This is a genomic window from Streptomyces sp. NPDC046887 (assembly GCF_040644755.1).
GTDB lineage: Bacteria > Actinomycetota > Actinomycetes > Streptomycetales > Streptomycetaceae > Streptomyces > Streptomyces lichenis.
In genome coordinates this window covers 107,930-125,615 of record NZ_JBEYXH010000008.1, presented here as the reverse complement: position 1 = coordinate 125,615, position 17,686 = coordinate 107,930, and the positions used below count along the sequence as shown (strand labels likewise).

Annotated in this window: 12 protein-coding genes and 1 tRNA gene; 9 read left to right on the top strand and 4 right to left on the bottom strand. The window is 65.3% G+C overall.

Annotated features, from left to right (window positions below; genetic code table 11):
- Nucleotides 1-139: 139 nt before the first annotated feature.
- From ABZ945_RS11085 to ABZ945_RS11075, 3 genes are read left to right on the top strand one after another with little or no spacing between them, the layout of a single operon-like run.
- Nucleotides 140-691: a DUF6230 family protein gene (locus tag ABZ945_RS11085; RefSeq protein WP_361266952.1), complete on the top strand. Its 552-nt coding sequence runs from the start codon at nucleotides 140-142 to the stop codon at nucleotides 689-691.
- Nucleotides 682-1,083 (top strand): DUF6114 domain-containing protein, encoded by a 402-nt coding sequence (locus ABZ945_RS11080; RefSeq protein WP_361266950.1) that lies wholly within the window; start codon nucleotides 682-684, stop codon nucleotides 1,081-1,083. Before ABZ945_RS11085 ends, ABZ945_RS11080 begins: the two co-directional genes overlap by 10 nt.
- Entirely contained in the window at nucleotides 1,080-1,607 is a 528-nt protein-coding gene (locus tag ABZ945_RS11075) for a hypothetical protein (protein ID WP_361266948.1), read from the top strand. The genes ABZ945_RS11080 and ABZ945_RS11075 overlap by 4 nt, the downstream gene beginning before the upstream one ends.
- A 12-nt stretch (nucleotides 1,608-1,619) precedes the next feature.
- Here ABZ945_RS11075 and ABZ945_RS11070 read toward each other — a convergent pair whose 3' ends face one another.
- Nucleotides 1,620-1,994 (bottom strand): hypothetical protein, encoded by a 375-nt coding sequence (locus ABZ945_RS11070; RefSeq protein WP_361266947.1) that lies wholly within the window; start codon nucleotides 1,992-1,994, stop codon nucleotides 1,620-1,622.
- Between the two features lie 588 nt (nucleotides 1,995-2,582).
- On the opposite strand from ABZ945_RS11070, the gene ABZ945_RS11065 reads away from it, so the two are divergent.
- Nucleotides 2,583-2,825, top strand: a complete 243-nt coding sequence (locus ABZ945_RS11065) for a hypothetical protein (RefSeq protein ID WP_361266945.1) — start codon at nucleotides 2,583-2,585, stop codon at nucleotides 2,823-2,825.
- A 92-nt stretch (nucleotides 2,826-2,917) separates the two neighbouring features.
- On the opposite strand, the gene ABZ945_RS11060 is transcribed toward ABZ945_RS11065, so the two are convergent.
- Nucleotides 2,918-4,699 (bottom strand): DUF6119 family protein, encoded by a 1,782-nt coding sequence (locus ABZ945_RS11060; protein ID WP_361266943.1) that lies wholly within the window; start codon nucleotides 4,697-4,699, stop codon nucleotides 2,918-2,920.
- A gap of 714 nt (nucleotides 4,700-5,413) precedes the next feature.
- Between ABZ945_RS11060 and ABZ945_RS11055 the strand changes: the two genes are divergently transcribed.
- The 5 genes from ABZ945_RS11055 to ABZ945_RS11035 all read left to right on the top strand — a co-directional run bounded on the left by ABZ945_RS11055 (nucleotide 5,414) and on the right by ABZ945_RS11035 (nucleotide 15,216).
- Complete coding sequence (locus ABZ945_RS11055) at nucleotides 5,414-7,174, top strand: N-6 DNA methylase (RefSeq protein WP_361266941.1); 1,761 nt, start codon at nucleotides 5,414-5,416, stop codon at nucleotides 7,172-7,174.
- Nucleotides 7,175-7,197: 23 nt separating this feature from the next.
- Nucleotides 7,198-9,153, top strand: a complete 1,956-nt coding sequence (locus tag ABZ945_RS11050) for a class I SAM-dependent DNA methyltransferase (RefSeq protein WP_361266939.1) — start codon at nucleotides 7,198-7,200, stop codon at nucleotides 9,151-9,153.
- Nucleotides 9,154-9,206: 53 nt separating this feature from the next.
- A complete protein-coding gene (locus ABZ945_RS11045; RefSeq protein WP_361266937.1) occupies nucleotides 9,207-10,403 on the top strand; it encodes a restriction endonuclease subunit S in 1,197 nt (398 codons plus the stop codon).
- Nucleotides 10,400-13,543 (top strand): DEAD/DEAH box helicase family protein, encoded by a 3,144-nt coding sequence (locus ABZ945_RS11040; RefSeq protein WP_361266935.1) that lies wholly within the window; start codon nucleotides 10,400-10,402, stop codon nucleotides 13,541-13,543. Before ABZ945_RS11045 ends, ABZ945_RS11040 begins: the two co-directional genes overlap by 4 nt.
- Before the next feature lie 71 nt (nucleotides 13,544-13,614).
- Nucleotides 13,615-15,216: a serine/threonine-protein kinase gene (locus ABZ945_RS11035; protein WP_361266933.1), complete on the top strand. Its 1,602-nt coding sequence runs from the start codon at nucleotides 13,615-13,617 to the stop codon at nucleotides 15,214-15,216.
- Nucleotides 15,217-15,846: 630 nt separating this feature from the next.
- On the opposite strand, the gene ABZ945_RS11030 is transcribed toward ABZ945_RS11035, so the two are convergent.
- Together ABZ945_RS11030 and ABZ945_RS11025 are read right to left on the bottom strand one after the other, a co-directional pair.
- A tRNA-Thr gene (locus ABZ945_RS11030) sits at nucleotides 15,847-15,920 on the bottom strand.
- A 105-nt stretch (nucleotides 15,921-16,025) separates the two neighbouring features.
- A complete protein-coding gene (locus tag ABZ945_RS11025) occupies nucleotides 16,026-17,573 on the bottom strand; it encodes an alpha/beta hydrolase (RefSeq protein WP_361266931.1) in 1,548 nt (515 codons plus the stop codon).
- Nucleotides 17,574-17,686 lie beyond the last annotated feature (113 nt).

Sequence of the window (17,686 nt, the reverse complement as noted above, 5' to 3'; positions counted from 1 at the left end):
CCCCCTGAATTCATCCGAATTCCCCCGAATTCCCCCTGAGGACAATATGCGGCTTTTCACCCCCCACCCACCAACCGAAGAGCGTTCCCACCCACCCCGACCGGAACGATCGCGAACCGACTGGCGACGCTTCGCGATCGTGGTGACGGTGGCGGTCGGGCTGGGCGCCGGCATGGTCGGCACCACCATGGCGAGCGCCCTCCCCGTCTCCTTCGCCGTGGCCGGCCGGTCGTTCCAGGTGTCGGCGGACAGCCTGCACGGGGAAGGCGCGGTGCAGTACGCCGCGTTCACCCGGGACTCGTCCGGCTCCTCGCGTCCCGTGGCCGTCGCCGGCATCGACTCCGCACGCATCACAGGGCTCTGCCAGTCCTCGGTGACCCGCACCCCCTTCGGCGCGGTCACCCTCCTCATCAGGTCGCGGCCCGACACCCCCGTGGACGCCCGCGGACTGGTCATCGACCTGGACAACCTTGAGGGGAATCTCCGGTTCGGCGATGTCCAACTGGGGCGCGACGCCGCCACCCTGGACGCCGTCGCGGGCGTACGCGGAGCAGAGGGCGCCTACGGCCAGCAGGCCAGGACCATGGACATCACCGGAATGCGGCTCACCTCATGGTCCGTGACCGCGGGGTCGTTCACCCTGCGTGGATCCCGTATGTTCGTCCGCCTGGGAGAGCACCCATGCTTCTGACCTCTCGGACCCGTCCGACCCCTCCAATCCCTCCGCCCCGGAGCCTGGCCGACCGCCCCCGCGGGGCCACCCTGCTCGTGCTCGCGGCCGCCGCGGAGATCGCGTACTTCCCCCTCGGCGAACCCTCGTATCTCTCCCTCCAGGGCCAGGGCGGCGCGCTGGCCCTCGCCGTCGCCGCCTGCCTGGCGGGGTGCGGGGTGCATATGTGGTGCACTCCGGCCCGCGCCGCGCGCAGCGGCTGGGCGGCCATCGTGATCGGTCTCATGTCCTACCCGTTCGCCAACATGGGCGGCTTCCTCGTCGGCATGGTCCTCGCCCTGGTGGGCGGCTCCCTGGCCGTCGCCCGACGCCCCACCCCCGCTCCGTCCCCCGCCCCGGCCGCCGGCCCATGACCGGCCCCGCACCCAGGCCGCCCCATGGCGGACCCTCATTCCCCTCCCTGCTCACCCTGATCACCCTGCTCCTCCTCACCACCGCCCCACCGCCCGCGGGTGCCGCCGGAAGACCACCCGGCCACAGCGAACGCACCGCCCCTCCCCCCGCCATCACCCTGCGCGCGGACACCCTGACCGTGCACGGCCTGCTCTGCCCTCCGCTCCCGGCGCGACCAGCCCACCGGCGCATCTGCCAGGCCCGATCGATCGTGGCGGTCCGCCCCCGGCTGCGCCTGAGCGACCTCGGCACGGCAGTCTGCGTCCAGGCCGCCCGCGCCGTGCTCACGGGCGCGATCCGCTTCCGGGCGGAGCTGTTCCACGGCAGGCTCCTGGGCGCCCTGCCCCTCACCTCGTCCACCGACGCCATCCCACCCCTCCCCCTCACCACACTCACCGACGCCCACGCCCAAGGCCTCTCCCTCACCGCCGCGCACTGCTCCCTGGAGCACGCGGCCGTGCGGGCACAGGCCACCTGCGACTGACCTCGGGAGCGGTCACCGCACACCGCCACGCGCGTGCAGGGCGCCATTCTCGACGTCGTCGACATGGAGGACGGCATCGGAAATTTCCTTGAAGTGCATCAGAGCCTTGACGGAGGCCTTGTAGCTCCGCCCCGCCCGCGCCACCGGAAACGGGAACTGCCCGGCCCTGATGAGGCGGTGTGCGGCAGATTCGGGAACATCCGTCACATAGGCCGCTTCCCGAAGTCCGACGAATGAAGGCAGGAGATCCGAGAAATAGTAGTAGTGATTCGGGTCCGCGACCCAGGACCTCGCCATCCCGACCTTCACCGTCTGACTGACCGTCCCCGAGCGGCGCCCGGCACGAATATCGCCATGATATTGGTTCACGATATCGAAGCAGCCCATCCTCTGAAACATCGCTCCGGCTCGCTCCCCTCTGAGCTGCTCGGCAGCGATGGGATCGCGAATGCAGTTGACATCGATGATCGAAGACGCCTTTAGGCCGGAGACATCGTCAGGAAATTCTGGATGGGCGGGCTGACATCTATGCTCCGCGTGAACGGCAGTGGGCTCGGCTCGCAGATCCTCTGGGCGCCGGCGATCCTCAGGGTATCGGCAAGCTTCCCGATATCGCCGACCTCGTCGACGTATCGCCTAAGGCGATCGCCTACTTGGCGTGTGAGCTCACCAGGGAGTCGCGGTGGGAGTGCCACGACCCGTGGAGTCCGTTGGACGCTCCTCCGTTCCGCGCTGCTCCTGATGGCGTGCGCCCCCCTGACCTGTTGGAAGAACTGCTGCCACCGACTCATTTCGCGGTCGAGCAGACCGCCCCGCAGGAACTTTCTCCAGACCTCCTCGTACGTCGGGTAGAGAGCCAGCTCCGGGCATTCGGCCCTCACTGACGTCGAATGGGGCGATTCCAGTTCTCCGCTTGCCTCACATTCGCGCTACATCGCCTGACACAACTCCGCCCGAAGTATGTCCACTTCGGACGTGCAAAGGCTGAACGGCGTCGCCGCGGCAGAGGAGAAGCAGCTCCTCGTCCTCAGTCGCAGTGGACTGACGCGGCCAGCAGGCCAGTTCGCGGACAAGGCCAGGGCGCTCACGTTCCAATGGGATGCGAAGACCGGCTTGTTGTTCAACGGCAACGCCCGTGGCACTGACCTACTCTTCCCGTGCCTGGAGGACTTCGAGATGTCGATCGGTCAGCAAACGCGGGACAAGGCCCTCGACTGATCGCGATCCGTGCCAGCCGCTCGGCGTCCCTCACACGAGCGGAAGCCGGGACCAGGGGCCGGACCCGCCTCGGGCGGCGTAGACCGTACGCTTCAGCCCGTGGTTGCGCGTGCCATCCCAGTCTCCGCCGTCCGCGAGATCGAGACGACTTCGAGGCGAGCTCCCATCCCCTCAAGCGCCGTCGCCGTATGCAGGAGGGAGATCTTGGCAAAGGCGAAAAGCGAGTCCGGAGTCAGTTCTGCCCCATTCTTAAGCAGGATCCCGAAGACGAGCGTCGGTGAACTGAACGACCTGTCCAGCGCGTGCCTGGGCGAGAGCCTGTCCACCTTGGAGAGGAAGTCCTTCCGGGCCTGAAGGTCGAAACGCACCGTCTCGATCCCGGTGCGCCCCTGCGCGAAGAGGTGGTTCAACGGGGCGGTACTGGATGCTGCCTTCTTGACGCAGATGAACTGACCCTGCGGCCCGAGAGCATCAGCGATCTCCAGGCCGCCTCCCCGCAGGCGCTCTGTGTGTACGTTGTTCTTGTCGAGCAGTACATACCGATCCTGCGCGGCAACCTCCTTGTTGTACCAGTCCTCGTCATGCACGTTGTGCCTCTTGTGTCCCTGGGGAACCCCACACCTTTCGCCCGTCTCACACATCTCGACGGTCCAGGGCGGCATGGTGACGCTGGCAGGCTGGGCAAGGAGGTCAGCGACCCGCTTCTCGACAACGGTGAGGTACTCGGCTCCGATCTCGTACCACTTCCCCTGCCAGTAGAAGTAGTGCGCAACCCCGTCGGGGACTTCTGCAGTGAACCAGTGGTCGACAGGGACCTTGCCGCTGTTCGCTTCGGAGTCGTCGGTGCTGGAGAACATCTGGATACGGCCCTCGCGCAGCGCACGCAGGCGACCTCCCTCCGGGCGACGCTGGACAGCGGCAACGAGCTGGTCGACGTCAAGCTCGGCGTGCTGCCCGGCATGACCGGCGAGCGTCACCTTGAAGGACTCGGCGAACTCGAAGTGTTCCCTGCACACGCTGGGCACAGCAAGCGCCATGCGGCTCGTCTGCCCCTCGCCAAGCATGGCGTCGAGGCGCACGTCGAGCTTTTGCGCCTGCTCGCTCTTCGGGCTGAGCGGTCGGACCTGGGCGATGAACTCGAACTCGGGCAGCGGGTTGGGCCTCGCGCACACCTCTTCGATCTTCTGGAGGTCATGGAGGAGGGCGGCGGGCGAGTTGCCAAGATGTATCTTGATCGACCTGTCGTTGCCAGTGACGTGGGCCGGCCGCTTGCTCCCCGTGGTGAAGGTGAGGGGGACGTTCTCGATCTGTCCGGAGATCTGGCTGACGATCTCACCGAACTGTTCGATGCCGAAGCCTCGGATGTGCTCACCACTGGTGGCGGAGTTCTCGTCGGTGCGACCACGGGCGTCCATGACCTGTCGGCGGACCTTGGTGATGCGGTCCTCCTTCAGGCAGCGGACGGCGAACTCGATGCCGAACCCGGGGTCGATCCGGACCGGGTCAATCATCAGGTGCCCCATGCCGTAGGTGATGCCGTACACCGAGTTCTCGGTCCGGACCAGGAAGAGGGCGAGCGAGGTCCGGTTCTCCTCAGCGACGGGGTGCCCCGTCAGGATGCTGAGCGGGTCGCACCAGTCGGCCCGGCCCGGGGCGATCGTGCCGGTGACGAGCAGGCCGACGAGGCCGTCCTTGTTGACCGGACGGCTCGTGAAGCCTTCGCGATCCAGGTAGCGGGGAAGCACGAAGGCACTGAGGTCCTCAACTCGATCGGGCCCCTTGGCGCGCAGCCGGTGCAGAGAGCTCTTCCGGGTGGTCGGCGCCTTCTTCGCCCCAGGAGGGCGGGTCACGGTGCGGGAGACTTCAAGGGTCACGGGGGTCCTCGTCTTCGATGGTTGTGGCAGGGAGACGTTCTGGTGCACATACAGCTCGCTTGGCCGGCGGGGCGGCCTGACCGCGTGCGGCAGGTGCCGACGGTTCGGTTGTGCCCTTCGAACCGTCGGCACCTGGTTCCGGCCGGTCAGTGACGGCGGGTCGGCATCTGGGGCCCGCCGTGTACACGGCGGGCCGGGCCCGAGGTCAGGTGCCAGCCGTGGCACCTCGGGCAGAGGTACGAGCGGATGGGGTCCTTCCCCCTGGCGCGGCCGCGGGCGCGGATCCCGGCGAGTGTGAGGTCGGCCGCAATGCGGTCGACAAACCTGGTCTTGCCGCAGGAGGTCTGCCGCGTGGGGCGGCAGGGCCAGAGTTCCCGCCTGCTCGTGCGGACCTTGCGCTGATGGTGCACCGGGACTCCTCCGTGTTCGGGGCGGGGGATCTGCTCGATCTGTGGAACGTCGGTTCCGTTAGCGGTCGTGCCGCGTCCGGCTCCAGGAGGCCAAGGGACGACTGGGGCGTGCGGGGCTGTGATGGCGTGCAAGGTGCAGGCGGCGAACCAAGAGCTCTCGCCGGAAGGAACCGTAGCCACACCGGACGACAGAAGGCAAGAGCGTTGACGAAGGGCATCGATGTTCACAGAAGGGTGTTGACTCAAAGGCGAGATGTACACAAGGGCTTGCCGAGGGTGAGATCTGCCCGATATGGTCGCTGTCATGACCCCAGCCGAGTCCGAGGAGATGACCGCCGCCGCGATCGCCAGGCTGGCGGGTGTCGGCCGTGCCGCCGTGTCTAACTGGCGCCGTCGCTACCCCGCGTTCCCGCAGCCTGTGGGCGGTGACGGGCGCAGGCCGACGTTCTCCCGGACCGAGGTCGAGGCGTGGCTGGAAGCCACCGGTAAGGGCGATCAGCTATCGACGGCCGGCCGCACTGAAACCGGCACCCACCGCGTGGACCAGGAAGCGCCGTACCCTGTTCCGCACGGCGACCAGCTGCCGGCGGCAGAGGCGGGGCTGGGAATCGCGAACCTGGACTCCGGGCATTTGCTGGCCAGGGTGATGGCAGCGCTGCTGCCACGCACGACCGCAACGCCACGACCGATCGAAGCCGGTTTCACGGACGAATCTGCGGTACTCGACCCAGCCTGTTCCGACGCCACTCTGCTGCTGGCCGTCGCGGACTGCTTCGGGGATGCCGTCAAGCTTGTCGGCCAGGAAATCGAGGAGTCAGCCGCCTCCGCCGCCGCCCGCAATCTGCGCAACAACGCACACGGGGCACCGTACGAGATCCGCACCGGCGACTCCTTCCTGGACAATCAGCTCGACGCCTACCTGGGGAAGGCGGCTGCAGTGGTCTGCGAGCCTCCCTTCGAAATCCCCCGGTGGCCGGCCGACGAACTAGCTGATGATCCGCGCTGGGAATTCGGTGTCCCCGCTCCTCGTGACGGCGAACTGGCCTGGGTCCAGCATTGCTACGCCCATCTACGGCCTCGCGGCCTGGCCGTGGTCGCCGTAACGCCCCGTACTAGCCTTCAGCCTTCCGGGGAACACATCCGTGCTGAGCTGACGCGTTCCGGCGCCCTGCGCGATGTGATCGCGCTGCCGAAGGGAATGGGATCGACATCCGACACCGAGCTCTGCCTCTGGGTGCTGCAACGCCCTTACGACGCTGTCGCCACGGAGACGGTGCGCATGGTCGATCTCTCGGGACTGGGCGACGCGGCCGATGTGCCCCAGGAGTTCGCCGCCTGGCAACGTCTCTTCTCTGATGCCCACCCGACGATGTTCCGTGCCGTTCCACGCAGAGAGATCCTCCACGGCGACGCTGGCCTTCTGCCTTCCCGGTACATCAGCTCTCCTACCGAGGCGAGCCCCGAGGACTTCCGCCGAGTCACCGACCGGCTACGGATGGCGTACACGAGTCTCGGCCAAGGTCTTCCGCGCTTCGCCGCGCCGCCGAAGCCGACGCACCACGTGTACGTGACCTTTGGCGAGCTGGAACGTGCAGGCGCCCTGAGAATCCGTTCCCGCGAGACCACCCCGCACGCGGGCGATCTGCTTCTTCGGATGCACGGCCGCCCGCCGGTTGTCGCTACCGGCAGCGCCGAGGACGAAATCGGCATCGCTCAGGTCGTCGAGATCGACGACACCCGGCTGGACGCGCACTTCCTCGCCACGTTCCTGCGCATCGACGCCAACGCACTGCCGGTGTCCAACACCCTCGGCGTACTCAGCCGTGAGGACCTGCGCCGCTGCCGCGTTCCTCGTATGCCCCTCTTCGACCAACGCCGTTACGGAGACGCATTCCGCCACCTCCAGCAGCTCGAAGACGTACTCACCACGCTCGCGAAAACGAGCACGCACGTCATCGAGCAGACCATTCACGGACTGACTACCGGTGTTCTGGCACCGGAGTTCACCACCTCGCAGCACATTGATGAAGCCGAGCCGGCTGACGACGAGAAGAGAGCGCTGTGACCTCAGCACCCACGCACACCAAGATGGCGAACGACATCTGGTCGGTCGCCGACTTGCTGCGCGGCGACTACAAGCGCCATGAGTACGGGCAGGTGATCCTGCCGTTCACGTTGCTGCGTCGCCTCGACGCGGTGATGGCGCCAACCCGCGACACGGTGCGAGCCCGCAACGCGTCGCTAGAGGTCCAGAACAAGGACCGGCTACTTGAGCTCGCGGCCAAGCTGCCCTTCTACAACACCTCCGATCAGGACTTCGCCTCGATCGCCTCGGACGCCCCGAACGTCGCGAAGAACCTCCGTGACTACATCAACGGCTTCTCCCCGAACGTTCGGAAGATCCTGTCCCGCTTTGACCTGGACAACGAAATCACCAGGCTCGCGGGCGCAAAGATCCTGTACAAGGTCGTCGGCAAGTTCAACACGATGCGCGACCTCGACAAGCTCTCTAACCACGACATGGGCTACGTCTTCGAGCACTTGATCCGCAAGTTCGCCGAAGACTCCAACGAGACCGCTGGTGAGCATTTCACTCCGCGCGAAGTCATCAAGCTGATGGTCAACCTACTCATCGCCCCGGACGCCGAGACCATCGCCGGCGAGGGTCAGGTCATCAACATCCTCGACCCGGCCTGCGGCACCGGCGGCATGCTCACTGCGGCCGAAGACCACATCAAGTCGATCAACCCGAAGACCAAGGTCTACCTCTTCGGGCAGGAACTCAACGCGGAATCCTGGGCCATCTGCCAGGCAGACATGCTCATGCGCAACCAGCCCGGCCGCATCTACTTCGGGAACTCCTTCAGCGACGACGGCTACCCGGACCAGAAGTTCGACTACATGCTGGCCAACCCGCCGTTCGGCGTCGAGTGGAAGAAGGTCAAGGACGAGGTCGAGGCCGAGACCGAGATCGGCCACGCGGGCCGCTTCGGTGCAGGTACACCGCGCATCAACGACGGATCATTCCTCTTCCTCCAACACTTGCTCTCGAAGATGGAACCCGTCGAGGGCAAGGGGACCCGCCTGGGCATCGTCTTCAACGGCTCGCCGCTCTTCACGGGAGCGGCCGAGTCCGGCGAATCTAAGATCCGGCAGTGGATTCTGGAGAACGACTGGCTTGAGGGCATCGTGGCCCTCCCGGACCAGCTTTTCTACAACACCGGTATCTCCACCTACTTCTGGATCCTCTCCAACCGTAAGGCGGAGAAGCTGCGCGGCAGGGTGGCGCTGCTCGACGCCCGTGATCAGTGGGAGAAGATGCCCAAGTCCTTCGGCGACAAGCGCAAACGGATTAACGACGAGCAGATCAAGCACATCACCGAGCTGTATGTCGACGCCCTTAACGGCGGGGTGGACGAGAACCACCCGGACCAGGCCAAGATCAAGGTCTTCAGGACTCGTGACTTCGGCTACCACCGCATCTCCGTCGAGCGCCCCCTGAAGCTGCGCTTCGAGATCACGGATGACACCCTCTCCGTACTGGAGAACGTGAAGGCCCTGGCCAAGTGGGAGGGCCGCGAAGCGATGGTCGAGGCGCTGCGTGGGCTGACCGGCTCAGTGTGGTGGACCAAGCAGGAGGCGCGAGATGCCATGCACTCGGCTATCGCGGCCGATGGCGCACAGTGGCCAGCCACGGCGGCGCTCCTCAAGGGCGTCTGGAGTGCGGTCTCCGTCTCCGATCCCGAAGGTGAGGTCCAGAAGACCAAGAAGGCCGGCATCGAAACGACCCTCCCGGACCCGGACCTGCGCGATTACGAGAACATTCCCCTCGACGAGGACATCGAGGAGTACTTCGCCCGTGAAGTCACCCCGCATGCCCCTGACGCCTGGATCGATCAAGAGAAGACGAAGGTCGGCTACGAGATCCCCTTCACACGACACTTCTACGTATACACACCGCCGAGGCCACTTGTGGAGATCGATGCAGAACTGCGCGAGCTTGAGGCACAGATCCAGAAGCTCTTGGGCGAGGTGACGGGATGAATAACGCCTGGAAGAAGCGTCCACTTTGGTCTCTGGCTACAGTCCGACGCGAGGTGATCGATCCGTCCATCCTTGGCGACCACGTCGTGCACTACAGCATCCCTGCAATCGATCAGCACGGAGCTGGCCAGATCGAGGAAACAGCGTCCATTCAGTCTGCAAAGTTTCAACTTCGCGGCGGCGAGGTGCTAATCAGTAAGCTGAATCCACGCAAGAGCAGGGTTGTCCACGTAGCGAGACATGACTTTCCAGTGGTTTCCTCTACTGAATTCGTTGCCCTGCAAGCAAATTCAGGCATCGACTCTAAATTTCTCGCGTACATGCTCCAAGCGGAGTCCACTCGCCAAGCCCTTAACGCCCAGGTCCAATCGGTGACGCGTAGCCACCAGCGAGTAGCGCCAGAAGATGTTACTCATCTCAAAATCGACCTCCCCCCGCTGGACGAGCAGTTCCGTATCACTGACTTCCTCGACGTCGAGACGGCCCGGATCGACCATTTGATTGAGCTTAAAACTTCCCAACTGGAGTCAATCGGGGACCGAATGTTGAACGCTCTCTCTCGGACTGCCAGCGAACTGGAGGATAAGCATGGAACGGTAAAAGTTCGCCACGTTCTACAGAAGATCGAGCAAGGATGGTCACCTCAGTGTGAGGATCGCCTCACAGAAGAAGGCGAGTGGGGGGTTGTTAAGGCAGGATGCGTTAACGGTGGAACATTTGACGAGAAGCAACACAAAACGTTGCCGGCATCGATTTCCCCCGATTTTCGATATCGACTTCGAGTTGGGGACCTCCTAATGTCTCGGGCTAGCGGGTCGGTCGAATTGATCGGCAGCATCGGAGTCCTCCCCGAAGGATCGCCTCCTAATTTGCTACTGTGCGACAAAATCTATCGACTGCGCATGGATCGCACGCGGATGAACTCCAACTTCGTTGCACTAATGCTCAGAACATATCGTGTTCGCGAGGAAATCAAACTCGGCATCTCAGGTGCCGACGGCATGGCAAACAATCTACCCACCGCGACAGTCACCAACTTGCCTCTGCCAGACGTACCGCTGGCAAAGCAAGGTCACATCGTGGATGAACTCCAATCACAGCAACGTGCCACGCAAGCAGCACAGCAATTGCTGGAGAGTCAACTCTCCGTACTCGCCGAGCGTCGTCAGGCCCTCGTCACCGCCGCTGTCGCCGGCGAGTTCGACGTCAGCGCTGTCCGCCACTCGGCCACCTTCGGAGGCGTCGCATGAGTAGCCGTGGAGCCAACTCCGAAGACGCCTTCGAGGCCAACGTCGAAGCCGAGCTCCTCGCGCGCGGCTGGTGCCGGGCTCAAGGCACATTCAACGTCGAGCTCGGTATCGACACCGGCGAAATGTATCGCTTCATCGGTGCCACGCAGGGGAATACCTGGGAGCGGCTCGTCGGCTTTTACGGCGATAGGGACGCCGCCCAGCGCCAGTTCGCGGAGCGCGTCGCCGCCGAAATCGACGCACGCGGCGTCTTGGATGTCCTGCGTCAGGGCGTACGCGACCGGGGCGTGCAGATCGACCTGGTGTACTTCCGTCCCGGCCACACCCTGGCCGTGGACGCACTCGCCGAGTACAACGCGAACGTTCTGACAGTCGCGCGGCAACTGCACTACAGCAGCCGCCACCCCCGCCGAACCCTCGACATGGCGCTCTTCGTCAACGGACTGCCGGTCGCCACCGTCGAGTTGAAGAACCCGAACACCCACCAGAACGCCGACCACGCCGTCGCGCAGTACCGCCGTGACCGCGACCCGAACGACCTGTTCTTCGCCAAGCGGGCCCTGGTTCACTTTGCGGTCGACCCCGACCGCGCCTTCATCACCACGCGGCTGCGCGGTGCCGATACGCAGTTCCTGCCGTTCAACCTAGGCTCCAACGGCCCCGGCGTGTCCGGCGGAGCCGGAAACCCGGCCGCCGCCCCCGGCTCGTACAGCGTCGCCTACCTGTGGGAACAGATCTGGCAGCGCGACACCTGGCTGGAGATCCTGCACCGCTTCATTCATGTCAAAGCCCCGGACAAGAAGGGCGCGAAGGAAAACCCGCATACCTCGCCCCGCATCTTCCCGCGCTACCACCAGTGGGACGCCGTCCAGAAGATGGTCACCCACGCACGGGAGTACGGGGCCGGGCACAACTACCTGATCCAACACTCGGCCGGCTCCGGCAAGTCGAACACGATCGCGTGGCTGGCGCACCGCCTTTCCACCCTCTTCGACGCCGCCAATCAACCGGTCTTCGACAAGATCATCGTGATCACCGACCGGGTGGTCCTCGACCGGCAACTCCAGAAGACCATCTTCCAGTTCGACCACACCCCCGGTGTGGTCAAGAAGATCGACGAGGACTCGACTCAACTCGCCAGCTCCCTGGACGACTCCACGTCGAAGATCGTCATCAGTACTCTGCAGATGTATCCGTTCGTGCTGAAGAAGATCGCCGACATGGGCCTGTCCGGCAAGCGCTACGCAGTCCTCATCGATGAGGCTCACTCCTCACAGGGCAGCGAATCGGCGATCAGAATCAAGCAGGCGCTCGGTTCCAATGTTCCCGCTCGCGAGGAGAACGAGGACCCCGTGGAGTACATGACACGGGTACGCGGCAAGCAGCCAAACCTGTCCTACTTCGCCTTCACCGCCACCCCGAAGTCGCCCACCCTCAAGCTTTTCGGCACCTTCGACCCGGACCGCGTGAATCAGCGCACCGGCGAGCAGGGCATGTACGTGCCGTTCCACATCTACTCGATGCGACAGGCGATCGACGAGGGCTATATCCTCGACGTGCTCGCCAACTACATCACATACAACACAAAGTGGCGCCTGCGTAACGCCGCCGTCGAGCAGGCCGAGTCGGCCATCTCGAATCCTGATGTCGACGAGAGGAAAGCCACGGCCAAACTCGTCCGCTACGCAGAGCAGCACCCAAAGTCCCTGGAACAGAAGGCGCGACTGATCGTCGACGATTTCCGGGAGAACATCACCGGGCGGCTCGGTGGCCGGGCCAAGGCGATGGTCGTCACCAGCAGCCGTCAGCACGCACTCGACCTATACCAGGCGATCCGCGCATACGTCACCCTGCGCGGGTACAAGGACTGCGGCGCTCTCGTCGCGTTCTCCGGGCAGCTCAAGGACGACGCCGGCCTTGAGTTCACGGAGGCCCAACTCAACGGCTTCCCCGAGGGACAGTTGCCGGACAGGTTCGGCTACACCAAGGCGGACGATCCGCAGGCAGTCGCGCGCGCGCGGGAGGAGTACCGGCTTCTGGTCGTCGCAGAGAAGTACCAGACCGGCTTCGACCAGCCGCTGTTGTGCGCAATGTACGTCGACAAGCCGCTGACCGGTGTCGCGGCCGTGCAGACACTGTCCCGGCTCAACCGCATCCAACCGCTCAAGTCGCAGGATGACGTGCATATCCTCGACTTCGTCAACGAGGCCGCCGACATCCAGGCCGCCTTTGAGGACTGGTTCGAGACGACCATCACCGAGCCGAGTGACCCGAACCTCCTTTACACCAAGCAGCACGAGGTGATGGGGTACGGCCTCCTCGCCGCATCGGAGATGGAAGCCTTCATCCGCGTATTGTCCGCAGCAGGCCCCGGCCGAATGCCGGACGCCGCCGAGCGCAGGCTCCACGCCGAACTCCACGAATACCTCAAGCCCGCCTTGGACCGTTTCAACGCCCTGGAAACAGACAACGAACGCGAAGGCTTCCGGGGGGCGCTGCAGGACTACGTACGCGCCTACAGCCTCATCGCCCAGATCGTCGACTGGGGCGACCGGGATCTGGAACGCCTGTACCAGTACGGCAGGATCCTGCTCATCCGCCTGCCGGGACGCCCTTCCACGTCGGTCGACATAGGTGACGCCGACCTGAGCCACTTCCGCCTGGAGTTCACCGGACGGCACAACGTATCACTCTCCACCGTTGGCGATCGCGACGTCCGGGGGCACGCCTCCGACGGCGGGGGCTATCGGGAACCTGAGGTGAAGCCCCTCTCCGAGGTCATCGAGCAGCTCAACGAACGTTTCGGACTCGACCTAAGCACCTCTGATCAGATTCTTGTCTACCAGCAGGTCGTCGGCCTGGTCGAGGACACCTCGATGCAGCAGATCGCGCTCATGAACGACGAGGCCCGCTTCGGACAGGTCGCCGATGACCGCCTCGACGACATCGTCGCGGAGAACGCCGAACGCAACACCGACTTCATGAAGTTGTACTTCGACAACAACGAGTTCCAAAAGGCGATCAAGGAAGCGGCGCGCAAGCGCGCCTACCGGATCATCACCGAACCGGCACGGGATGAAGCCCTCGCGAAACTTCGCAGTGAGATGCGTCGTGAAACCGGAGGCCGGGCGATCGAGTAGTAATCGCTGTAACAGACAGGCAGCGGGGCAGGCTGAGCCGTAAGCTCCGAACTCAGTGGCAGGAGTGGGGCATGACGGACGGTACAGAGCAGCCAGCCGAAAGACCTCTGCTCGCAGGACGCTACCGCGTGGACGGTTCGATCGGCCGCGGGGGCATGAGCGAGGTCTTCCACGGCTATGACGAACGGCTGGACCGGCGCGTCGCCATCAAGGTGCTCCGCCCGTCGTCGCCGGCTGCGATCCCGGCTTCGCCGGACAGTCCAGAAGCAGCAGAGATCCTTGACGGTCTGGAACGCGACCGTAAGCGGTTCCTACGCGAGATCCGCACCACGGCGCAGCTGGAGCATCCCGGGATCCCAGCGGTCTACGACACAGGGGTTGAAACCGTCCCGGATGGCAGCGCGCAGCTGTGGCTCGTCATGCAGTTGTTGCGCGGCTCGACACTGGAATCGGTACTCGACCGAACGGATTACGACACCGCAGCGCCGAACGTGGCATGGGCAGCGTCAATCGCGGCCCAGATTGCAGCAGTACTGGCCGATGTCCACCGAGTTGACATCGTTCACCGCGACATCAAGCCCTCCAACGTGATCCTCGTCAACGGCGGCCTGGTCAAGGTCCTAGACTTCGGCATTGCCATCCTGCGCGGCGCCGGCGCGCTGCCACGTCTGACTCAGATCGACAAGACCGTCGGGACCCCGCCCTACATGTCGCCTGAGCAGTGTCTCGGCAAGGCGGTGACCTTCGCCTCGGACATCTACTCGCTCGGCTGCTTGCTCTACGAGCTGCTCACTGGCGACGTGCCCTTTCATGGGACCGACAGCATGCCGCTGCGGGCCCATCACCTGCAGACACCCGCCCCCTCCGTCCAGAGCCGACGGGCCGACATACCAGGTGCTCTTAGCGCGCTCCTGTCGTCAATGCTCGCGAAGGAACCACGTGAGAGGCCCCCCGCGGAGGCGGTCTACGAGGCGCTGCTGCCCCTAGCATCGACTCCGAGCGATTCCCCTACAGGCGGCGACGAGAATCAGGATCCGACGCGTCCATTCCGTCGCCCCCTCCTCGCCCCGGCCAGGCAGCGGGAGCAGCCCACGAGCCGAGGAAAGCTCAGCGACGCCGAGGCCGAGGAACTGCAGGCGAACGTGAGGGTGCTGCTGGACAACGATCATCCCTCCGAGGCCATCCGGCTGCTCGAGGACGGTGTCGCCCGCGCCGCCCACGATCCGTTCCTGGACCTGCGCCTGCGGCACTTCCTCGCCGCCGCACTTTTCTACGCCGGCGAGTACACCCGTGCCGCCACACTTTTCGAGGTCGTCGGTCGTGCCTACCGCAAGCATCTGACCTCGACCGACTCATACGTCCTTGACTGCGCCTACCACGCAGGCCACGCGTATGCGGAGGTCGACAAACCGGATAAGTCGCTGCCCCAACTCCGCTTCTACGTGCAGAACGCCGACGCCTCAGCGAGCCGCGATACGGCAGACCAAATCCGCGAGTCGCGCTTCGTCATCGCCCAGATGCTCGCCGCCTCGGAACACCTAGACGAAGCTCTTGCGGAACTCGAAGCCGTTCGCCCACTTCTGACCGCCGCCTTCGGTAGCGACTCGACCCAGGTACGTAACCTAGATAAACAAATCCACCGGCTGTCGGAACACATGCAGAGGGGACACTGAACCGCCCCAAACAGTGAGCCGTTTCCAAGCTGGCCTGGCGGGCCCAGAGTTGGACAGTTCTGTATAAGGACGAAACGCCTGGTAGACAGGCTCTCAACCGAGATCACCGTGTCCACCAAGAGCACGACTGAACGTGAGGCTGCAGGAGATCGGGACGCAGTGGCGACACTTTGCCGCCGCACGTCGGACATGGCTCACTCTCGTTCATCTACGGTGCTGTGACTCCTACGCCCAGCTCGCCGCGGGTATCGCAACCGTCTCTCGCTGCATAACCGCCTCCGGGGTAGGCCAGCTCTTGAGGCTTGTGAGAACTGGCCAGTCTCGACGCCGCCGATTCCCCAGCGGAGGAGAGACGCACTTCACCATCATCAGGACGGCAGCGGTAGACCTTGGCGGAGCGCCAAGCGCGCCTGTCCGCCGGTTGTCCACCGCGACCCACTGCACGACCCGACCAACTGTCCTAGACAGAGAAACAGCAGGCCAGAGGCCACTTCGTCCGCAGGGTCGAGAAAGCGTCACCTGCGACCTACGCATTGAAATGCGTAGGTCGCAGGTGACCGATTGGCCCGGTTTTCAAGACTCACGAATACAAGAAACCCCAGGTCAGAAACCTGACCTGGGGTTAATCTGAGCCGCCTTCGGGATTCGAACCCGAGACCTACGCATTACGAGTGCGTTGCTCTGGCCAACTGAGCTAAGGCGGCATGCCGCGCGGACCGCGTTGCGGCGCAGCAGCCTGGCCAAGTTTACACACGTCCGGAGGGTGGTCCGTACGCCCTCCGGACGGGGTGGCCGGGCGGTGAGGTGGGTCAGGTGCAGCGCTTGCCGGAGGTGGGGGCGGTGCCGTCGAGGAGGTAGGTGTTGATCGCTGTGTCGATGCAGTCGCTGCCGCGGCCGTAGGCGGTGTGGCCGTCGCCGTCGTAGGTGAGAAGGGTGCCGGAGGAGAGCTGGGAGGCGAGGGAGCGGGCCCACTTGTAGGGGGTCGCGGGGTCGCGGGTGGTGCCGACCACGACGATCGGGGGTGCGCCCTCGGCGGTGATGCGGTGGGGGGAGCCGGTGGCCTTGACCGGCCAGTAGGCGCAGCTCAGTGAGGCCCAGGCCAGGCCCTTGCCGAAGACCGGGGAGGCCTTCTCGAAGGAGGGCGCGGCCTTGGTGACGGCCTCGGTGGTGCGGTACGCGGGGGGCTGGTCGAGGCAGTTCACGGCGGCGTTGGCGTACATCAGGTTGGAGTAGGAGCCGTCCGCGTCGCGCTCGTAGTAGGAGTCGGCGAGGCCGAGGAGGGCGGCGCCGTCGCCGCGCATGGCCTGGCCGAGGGCGTCGCGGAGCTGGGGCCAGGCGCCCTCGTCGTACATGGCGGCCAGCACACCGGTGGTGGCGAGGGCCTCGCCGAGCGGGCGGGCCTCGCCGGTGGCGACGGGGCGGCGGTCGAGTTCGGCGAAGAAGCTCTTGAGGCGGGTGGCGGCCTGGGCGGGCGTGCCGGTGCCGAGGGGGCAGTCGGGGCGGGCGACGCAGTCCGCGGCGAAGGCCTGGAAGGCGGTCTCGAAGCCGGCGGTCTGGTCGCGGTTGAGCTCGGCGGTGGGGAGTGAGGGGTCCATGGCACCGTCGAGGACGAGCCGGCCCGCCCGGTCGGGGAACAGCTCGGCGTAGGTCGCGCCGAGGAAGGTGCCGTAGGAGGCGCCCACGTAGTTCAGCCGACGGTCGCCGAGGACACCGCGCAGGATGTCCATGTCCCGGGCGGTCTCGACGGTGGAGACATGGGGGAGGACGCGGGCGGAGCGGGTCTTGCAGCCTGCGGCGAAGTCCTTGAAGGCGGTGGTGAGGCGGTCGGTCTCGCGGGAGTCGTCCGGGGTCTGGTCGACCTGGGTGTACGTGTCCATCTGCGGCCCGGTGAGGCACTGCACCGGCTCGCTGCGGGCCACCCCGCGGGGGTCGACGGCCACCATGTCGTAGCGGGCCCGCACCGGGGCGGGGTAGCCGATCCCCGCGTACTGCTGGAGGTAGCCGACCGCCGATCCGCCCGGCCCGCCGGGGTTGACCAGCAGCGAGCCGAGCCGCTTGCCGGGGCCGGTGGCCTTGACTCTGGAGACCGCCAGTTTGATCTGCTCGCCGCCCGGCTCGGCGTAGTCGAGCGGCGCCCGCAGGGTGGCGCACTCGAAGCCGGGCACTCCGCAGGCCCGCCAGGAGAGCCGCTGGCCGTAGTAGGGCTTCATCTCCTTTGCCGAGGGCGACGACGCGGAGGAGCCGGACGCGGCGGCGGACGCCATGGAGGACGCCCCTCCGTCCGTGCATCCGGAGACGAGGAGTCCGAGGGTCGCGAGCGCGACGGCGGACGGCTGGAGGAGACGCCTGGGGTCCATCCCCGGAGCGTATCCGCGTCTTGTCGGTTTGTTCCTCTTCGTACTCGTTCGGGTGAGTGGTGGGGTGATTGTCCGTTGATGGGATGAGTGATGGGATGAGTGATGGGGTGAGT